1 pseudogene is annotated in these 270 nt (G+C 50.4%); it reads left to right on the plus strand.

What is annotated here, in order from left to right:
• Nucleotides 1–270, plus strand: a pseudogene (locus HBA93_RS21255) (transporter); the annotation flags it as partial.

A 270-nucleotide genomic window follows, 5' to 3' on the forward strand; every position in this document is an offset into this window, starting at 1 on the left:
GAATCTGCAAAAGCTTCGCTTTCCGCTTATCAGGACGGTATCTCCGCAGCACGTCTTGCATTGGAAGGCGTGGTTGAAGAACGCAATGTTGGTCAGCGTACCACACTCGACGTTTTGAACGCGCAGAATGATTTGGTTGATATTCAGATTCAGCAAGTTCAGGCTGAGCGTGATGTTGTTGTAGCGAGCTATGCTGTTCTCTCGGCGGTTGGTCGTCTGACCGCTACCCAGATCGGGTTGCAGGTTGCAGAATATAAGCCTGAACAGCAT

The organism is Ochrobactrum sp. SFR4 (genome assembly GCF_019730395.1).
GTDB lineage: Bacteria > Pseudomonadota > Alphaproteobacteria > Rhizobiales > Rhizobiaceae > Pseudochrobactrum.